Raw genomic sequence first — 7,029 nt, forward strand, 5'->3', positions numbered from 1 at the left:
TTTCACGGGAATGCAAAGAAAGGCTGCGCCATTGCGCGGCCTTTTGTTTGTTTTGTTATGAGCCTGTTAAGCCTGAACGGCATTTTCCATCGCTTGACTTGCCCCTGCGTTAGCAAGTTCAGAATTCAGAAGTTCCTTTCACGTAAGGCCGTCTCCAGTACGGGTTTTGTCTGGGGGCTTTTATGGACGCGCGATCTGAACGCAATGCGGTGCCGCTGGCCGTCGATCTCGACGGCACACTGATTGCGACCGATCTTTTATGGGAGAGTCTTTTTCTTCTCCTGCGTCGCAAGCCCCTGTGCGTCTTTCTTCTGCCGTTCTGGCTTCTGGGAGGGAAGGCGCGGCTGAAATGCGAAATCGCCTCGCGCGTCGAACTTGATGCAGGCGGTCTTCCGTATCGGCAGGATCTTCTCGCCCGGCTTCGCGAAGACAGGGCCGCTGGCCGCCACATCGTTCTTGCCACGGCTTCGCCCAAGAAGTTCGCCGATGCGATTGCCGAGCATCTGGGCGTTTTCGATGAGGTGATCTCCACCGAACCCGGACGCAACATGGCCTCGGGAATGAAGCGCGATGCGCTGGTTGCGGCATTTGGCGATGGCGGTTTCGATTATGCCGGCAACAGCCGCGCCGATGTCGCTGTTTTTGATGCCGCGCGCAATGGCATCGTCGTTGCGCCGGATCGCGCCGCAGCGCGCTGGCAGGCGGCAAATGACGCCGAACTTCTGGAAGCGCCCAGGCCGACCATCAAGACCTATGTGAAGATGCTCAGGGTGCACCAATGGCTGAAGAACAGCCTGATTTTCGTGCCGCTCATCCTGAGCCATGAATATCTGAACATGCCCCTGCTGACGCTGTGCGTTCTGGCCTTCATCTCGTTCAGCACCGCCGCATCGGCCATCTACATCCTGAACGACTTCTTCGACCTCGGTCTGGACAGGCGTCATCCCACCAAGCGCAACAGGCCCTTTGCGAGCGGCATGCTCTCGATTCCGTTCGGGTTTGCGGCGATGATCGGTCTTCTGGCGATTAGCGGTTTCACGGCGCTGTTCCTGCCGCCGCTCTTCGGCATTGTGCTTGTCGGCTATCTGATCGCCACCACCGCTTATTCCCTGTCGCTCAAGCGAATGCTTCTGATCGATGTGCTGACACTTGCCGGTCTCTACACGATGCGCATTCTTGCCGGCAGCGCGGCCACGACCATCGGCGTTTCCTTCTGGCTTCTGGCGTTCTCGGTCTTCTTCTTCCTCTCGCTGGCGCTGGTGAAGCGCTATGTGGAGCTGCGCTCAACCGTTCTGCCCGCAGGCGAGCGGATTGCCGGACGCGGCTATCGCACCGAGGATCAGGAAGTGATCGCCCAGGCAGGCATGGCCTCGGCCTTCTCCTCCGCCATGGTTCTGGCGCTCTACATCGAGAGCAGCGCCGTACGTGAGCTCTACGAGATGCCCTGGCTGATCTGGCCGCTTTGCCCGATCGTGCTCTACATCACCATTCGCATGTGGATCCTGGCGCGGCGCGACGAGATGCATGACGATCCCATCGTCTTCATCATTGGCGACTGGCGCAGCCAGCTTTTCGGTCTGCTCGGCGCTGTCCTTCTCTTCACGGCGGGGCTCTGAGGCATGGCCGATTACTCTGCTTTCGGGCTGGTGCGCCGTCGAGCGCCTGTGGCGATTGGCGCTGAAGACGCCATTGAGCGCTTGCGCGCGGGCAGGGGGCTTCCGTCCTCCGTTCTGCCCTATGGCAATGGCCGCTCCTATGGCGATACCTGTCTGAACGATGCCGGCGCGCTGATCGACATGCGCCCCATGAACCGCATCGTCGCTTTCGATGAACAGAGCGGGCTTTTGACGGCGCAGGCCGGTCTCATGCTCTCGGATGTGATCGCCCATGTGGGGCCGAAGGGCTGGTTTCCGGCCGTCGTGCCGGGCACCCGGTTTGTCACGCTGGGCGGGGCCATCGCCAATGACGTGCACGGCAAGAACCACCACCGACGCGGCACGTTTGGCTGCCACGTGGTGTCCTTCACGCTTCTGCGGTCCGATGGCAAGGTTCGCCGTTGCAGCGCCGATGAGAATGCAGAGCTTTTCCGCGCCACCATCGGCGGCATGGGGCTGACGGGCCTCATCCTCGACGCCACCATCCGCCTGATGAAGGTCGCCTCCGTCGATGTGAACGAATGTGTGCGCGGCTTCTCCGGTCTGGATGAATATTTCGATCTGGCCGAAGACGCAGACGCCCGGAACGAATATGCCGTCGCCTGGCTCGACCAGCTTGCGTCGGGTGCGAAGGCGGGCAGGGGCTTTCTGCTCACCGCCAATCACGCCGAAGATGGCGCGGTGTTTCGCGCCGCGTCCCCGCGCCGTCTCACCGTTCCCTTCCGGCCGCCGCTCAATCTTCTGAACCGCTGGTCGCTGACCCTGTTCAACCGGGCCTTCGCCTGGAGCAAGGCGCGCGCCGAGGGCGTTCGGCGCTCCTCTTACGAAAGCTACTTCTTTCCGCTTGACGCCGTGCGCCACTGGAACCGGCTCTATGGCCCGCGCGGTCTCCTGCAACATCAAAGCGTGGTGCCGTTCGAGGCCGCACGCGAAACCATCCCGGCAATGCTGGCGGCTGCGCGCGAGGCCGGTCAGGCGTCGTTCCTCACCGTTTTGAAGCGGTTTGGCGATGTCGCCTCGCCGGGCATGCTTTCCTTTCCGCGGCCGGGCTACACGCTGACGCTCGATTTCTCCAATGCGGGCGCTGCCACGGATGCGCTTTTCGCGCGGCTTGACCGGATGACGGTCGAGGCGGGCGGCGCGGTCAATCCCTACAAGGATGCGCGCATGGGACCGGCACTTTTCGAAGCCTCGTTCCCGCACTGGCGCGATCTGGAGGCGCTGCGCGACCCGGCTTTCCTTTCGGATTTCTGGCGGCGCACGGCGCAGAAGCTGCCGGCCAGCGAGGCGGGAGGCCGGCATGCCGCCGAATGATTTCTTTCAACCCGGCCAGACACCGGAAACTCACGCAAAAGATGCAATTTATATCCAGCGCTTCACGCTTTGTTTGCAAGAAGGCGCTATGACAGGGACGGGCGGGACAAGATGAAATACATACCCTTCATACTCTTCACGGTGATGACCAACGCGGCTGCGCAGCTCATGCTGAAACACGGCATGATGACGCTGGGCGATCTGAGCTTTGCGGGTGCGAACCCGATCCTGAAGATTCTTCAGATCGTCTTCAGCCCGTGGATTTTTGCCGGCCTGTGCGTCTTCGTCATCTCCATGGCGTCGCATCTCTACGTGCTTTCCAAGGTCGAGCTGTCCTTCGCCTATCCGTTTCTGAGCCTTGCCTATGTGGCGGTGGCGGTGTTCGCCTACTTCCTCTTCAAGGAAGACCTGAACGCCTACCGCATTGCCGGCATCGCGCTGATCTGCGTCGGCACCGTGCTGATCGCGCAGAGCGGCCGCGAAATGCCTGAAGAACAGGCGGCGCTCGCAAAAGACAAACTTCAGTCCGAAAGGTCGATGATCCAATGAGACATATCATTTTTGGCGGTGACGGCTTCGTCGGCCGGCACCTGGCCCCCAAGCTCGTGGCCGATGGCGAAGAGGTCATCGTTGCCGACATCGTGAAGAGCGACCTGCCACACTACCGCCAGGTGGAGTTCGTCCATTGCGACGTGACCGATCCGGCCGCTGTCGAGGCGCTGGGCATGAAGGCCGACGACATGGTCTACAACCTGTCGGCCAAGATGCTGTCGCCGATCCAGGTGCGCGCCAAGCGGCACGACTTCTTCTACCCGGTGAACTATCACGGCACGGTCAACATCATCGAGGCGATGGATAAGGCGGGGGCAAAAAACCTCGTTCACTTCACCACCGACATGATCTACGGCCACACCGTCACCTATCCGATGACGGAGGATCATCCCGTTTCGCCGCTTGGCGAATACGGCCAGTCCAAGCTCGACACGGAAGTGCTGGCAGCCGAATGGCGCAAGCGCGGCATGAACATTTCGCTGTTCCGCCCGCGTCTCATCATCGGGCCGGGACGTCTGGGCATTCTCGAAAAGCTGTTCAAGCTGATCGACATGAACCTGCCGGTGCCGATGATTGGTGCAGGCAAGAACCCCTATCAGTTCATCTCCGTGTTCGACTGCGCGGAAGCCGCGCGTCTTGCGTGGAAGGCCGGCGTGCCGAACGAGGCCTACAATCTCGGCTCGATCAACCCGCCGCCGGTGCGCAAGCTGCTTGGCGATCTGGTGAAGCATGCGGGCTCGAAATCCCTGCTTCTGCCCACGCCGGGCTGGGCCGTGAAGCGCACGCTCGACATGCTCGACTGGATGAACATGCCGCTCATGGACCCGGAGCAGTATCTGATCGCCGACGAGATGTGCGTGCTCGACGTCTCCAAGGGCGAGCGCGACCTGAACTGGGTGCCGCAATACAATGACGGCGACATGCTGATCGCCGCCTATGACGAATATCGCGCCAAGAAATCTGGCCAGGCCGTTGGCGCCAGCCAGGTTCCGGCCGAATAGGGGAGGTCGCCATGACCGTCGTGACAAAGACCGATACGAAAGGGGCGAGGCCCGTGATGGACGCACCTGACCTTGCACCCAGGGCAATCGTGAAGCCCGATCTTCTCACCGTGGAAGACGCCAAGGCTCTGAGCGTCGAGCGGATGACCGATCTGTTCAAGGCGCATCTGAACCCCGGCCAGCTTCACTTCATGAAGCTTCTGGGCTTCCACAAGATCAAGATCGAGAGTGCGGAGGGGATGTATTACATCGACCAGAACGGTCGAAAAATCCTCGATTTCTTCGGCGGCTTCGGTTCGCTGGCCTTCGGCCACAACCATCCGCGCATTCTCGAAGCCCGCAAAAAATTTCAGGACGAGAAGCGCCACGAGATCGCCATCGCCTTCATGTCGCAGTATTCGACGGCGCTGGCTGCCAATCTCGCAGCCTGTTCGCCGGGCGACCTCGACATGGTGTTCCTCGGCTCCTCGGGTTCCGAGGCCATGGAATCGGCCGTGAAGCTTGCCGAGCGCGCCGCCGGTCCCAAGCGTCCGAAGGTCGTCTATGCGGAGAACTCCTTCCACGGCAAGACCAAGGGCGTTCTCACCATCACCGATGGCAATCTCTACCGCGCCGAGTTCCGCCTGACGGACAACACGGTGCGCGTGCCCTTTGGCGATATCGACGCCATCGAACACGCCTTCCGCACCGATCCCGAGATCGGCGCAATCGTGCTTGAAACCGTTCAGGGCGGCGGTGGCATCAACGAGGCCCCGCGCGAATTCTGGCAGAAGCTGCGCCAGCTCTGCGATCAGTATGGCGTCATCTGGGTGGCGGACGAGGTTCAGTGCGGCTACGGGCGCACCGGCCGTTTCTACGCCTTCGAGCATTACGACGTGGTGCCGGACATCACCGCGCTCGCCAAGTCGCTGGGTGCGGGCAAGGCCGCCATGGCCGCGATGATCGCCAAGCGCGACATCTACATGAAGGCCTATGGCTCTCCGAAAAATGCGATGATCCACGCCATGGCCACCTTTGGCGGCATCGGCGAGGCCTGCGCCACGGCCATCGAGGGCACCAATGTGCTTTATGACGAAGCGCTGATGGAGAACGCCGAAAGCACCGGCGCCTATCTGGTCGAGCGCCTCAACGCGCTGAAGGACAAATATCCGCGCATCATCAAGGACATTCGCGGCCGTGGCTGCATGGTCGGGCTCGAGTTCCACGATTTCTCGCAGACCCTGCCGGCGGTTCTGCGCCCGGTGGTCGGCGTTTTGGACGAGAAGCTCAAGGGCTCGCTGTCGGGCTTTGTGGGCGCGCTTCTTCTGCGCGATTACGATGTTCTGGTCGCCTTCACCGAATACAACCGCAATGTCATCCGTCTCCTGCCGCCGCTCATCATGCAGAAGGAGCACGTGGACAAGCTGGTGGATTCGCTCGACGCGCTGCTCGGGCGCGGTGTCGTTTCCATCGTGAAGGATTTCGTCAAAAGCCAGGTGAAGTAAGGTCCGGCTTCTGACAGGATGATTCAGGGCTGCCTCTCAAGGCTCTGAAAGATTTAGGAAAAAGCGCCTCTCGCGCGACAGCTGGCCGGGCTTGTCCCGGCCTTCTTTTTGTTTGCAATGCCGCTGGCCCCTCATCCGCCTGCCGGCACCTTCTCCCCGCCTGCGGGGAGAAGGACGATGGCCGCAACGCTGATGAAAGCCTCCTTCTCCCCGTGCACGGGGAGAAGGTGCCGGCAGGCGGATGAGGGGCGTGCACCGGCGCTCAAACCCGGCAGTGAGACGTTGCAGAAGTGCGGCGGGTGGGAGGGCAGCGCCAGGCGCCCCGTCCTTCGACACGCTCCGGATGAGGACTACCGGGCCGCGGTGTGTTTCATTCGGAAGTGTTTTATTTCCGGGCGACATAAAATCAACCGCCCTAATCCTGAGATTGTCGAAGGGCGGGGGCGCTTGGCACTGAACACCAGCAACGCTTCCTTCTCCCCGCGAGCGGGGAGAAGGTGCCGGCAGGCGGATGAGGGGCGTGCACCGGCGCTCAAACCCGGCAGTGAGACGTTGCAGAAGTGCGGCGGTTGGGAGGGCAGCGCCAGGCGCCCCCGTCCTTCGACAAGCTCAGGATGAGGACTACCGGGCCGCGGTGTGGTTCATTCCGAACTGTTTTATTTACGGGCGTCATCAACTCAACAGCCCTCATCCTGAGCTTGTCGAAGGGCGGGGGCGCTTGGCACTGAACAACAGCAACGCTTCCTTCTCCCCGCGAGCGGGGAGAAGGTGCCGGCAGGCGGATGAGGGGCGTGCACCGGCGCTCAAACCCGGCAGTGAGACGTTGCAGAAGTGCGGCGGTTGGGAGGGCAGCGCCAGGCGCCCCCGTCCTTCGACAAGCTCAGGATGAGGACTACCGGGCCGCGGTGTGGTTCATTCCGAACTGTTTTATTTACGGGCGTCATCAACTCAACAGCCCTCATCCTGAGCTTGTCGAAGGGCGGGGGCGCTTGGCACTGAACAACAGCAACGCTTCCTTCTCCC

The 7,029-nt window shown here is 61.6% G+C and carries 6 protein-coding genes and 1 pseudogene; all 7 read left to right on the top strand.

Annotated elements, in window-relative coordinates; all coding sequences use genetic code 11:
• Positions 1-182 precede the first annotated feature (182 nt).
• Complete coding sequence (locus NDI72_RS18720) at positions 183-1,616, top strand: UbiA family prenyltransferase (RefSeq protein WP_113155571.1); 1,434 nt, start codon at positions 183-185, stop codon at positions 1,614-1,616.
• 3 nt (positions 1,617-1,619) lie between these two features.
• Positions 1,620-2,969, top strand: a complete 1,350-nt coding sequence (locus NDI72_RS18725; RefSeq protein WP_283801372.1) for an FAD-binding oxidoreductase — start codon at positions 1,620-1,622, stop codon at positions 2,967-2,969.
• 111 nt (positions 2,970-3,080) lie between these two features.
• The gene (locus NDI72_RS18730) at positions 3,081-3,518 is read left to right on the top strand and encodes an EamA family transporter (protein WP_090326855.1); all 438 of its coding nucleotides are present in this window, start codon (positions 3,081-3,083) and stop codon (positions 3,516-3,518) included.
• Positions 3,515-4,522: an NAD-dependent epimerase/dehydratase family protein gene (locus NDI72_RS18735; protein ID WP_206548824.1), complete on the top strand. Its 1,008-nt coding sequence runs from the start codon at positions 3,515-3,517 to the stop codon at positions 4,520-4,522. The genes NDI72_RS18730 and NDI72_RS18735 overlap by 4 nt, the downstream gene beginning before the upstream one ends.
• Before the next feature lie 56 nt (positions 4,523-4,578).
• Positions 4,579-6,006, top strand: a complete 1,428-nt coding sequence (locus NDI72_RS18740; RefSeq protein ID WP_224873469.1) for an aspartate aminotransferase family protein — start codon at positions 4,579-4,581, stop codon at positions 6,004-6,006.
• 544 nt (positions 6,007-6,550) lie between these two features.
• Positions 6,551-6,727: pseudogene (locus NDI72_RS22115) on the top strand (hypothetical protein); the annotation flags it as partial.
• Positions 6,728-6,821: 94 nt separating this feature from the next.
• The coding region (locus tag NDI72_RS22120) for a hypothetical protein (protein WP_502888430.1) at positions 6,822-7,029 on the top strand (208 nt) is incomplete at its 3' end.

Origin of the sequence: Nitratireductor sp. GZWM139 (assembly GCF_030068685.1) — a bacterium.
In the GTDB taxonomy this organism is placed as follows: Bacteria; Pseudomonadota; Alphaproteobacteria; order Rhizobiales; family Rhizobiaceae; genus Nitratireductor; species Nitratireductor aquimarinus.

Excerpts from the sequence above, each read along its gene's own strand:
- NDI72_RS18720 (WP_113155571.1), top strand. The coding sequence starts at position 183 with ATGGACGCGCGATCTGAACGCAATGCGGTGCCGCTGGCCGTCGATCTC.
- NDI72_RS18725 (WP_283801372.1), top strand. The coding sequence starts at position 1,620 with ATGGCCGATTACTCTGCTTTCGGGCTGGTGCGCCGTCGAGCGCCTGTG.
- NDI72_RS18730 (WP_090326855.1), top strand. The coding sequence starts at position 3,081 with ATGAAATACATACCCTTCATACTCTTCACGGTGATGACCAACGCGGCT.
- NDI72_RS18735 (WP_206548824.1), top strand. The coding sequence starts at position 3,515 with ATGAGACATATCATTTTTGGCGGTGACGGCTTCGTCGGCCGGCACCTG.
- NDI72_RS18740 (WP_224873469.1), top strand. The coding sequence starts at position 4,579 with ATGGACGCACCTGACCTTGCACCCAGGGCAATCGTGAAGCCCGATCTT.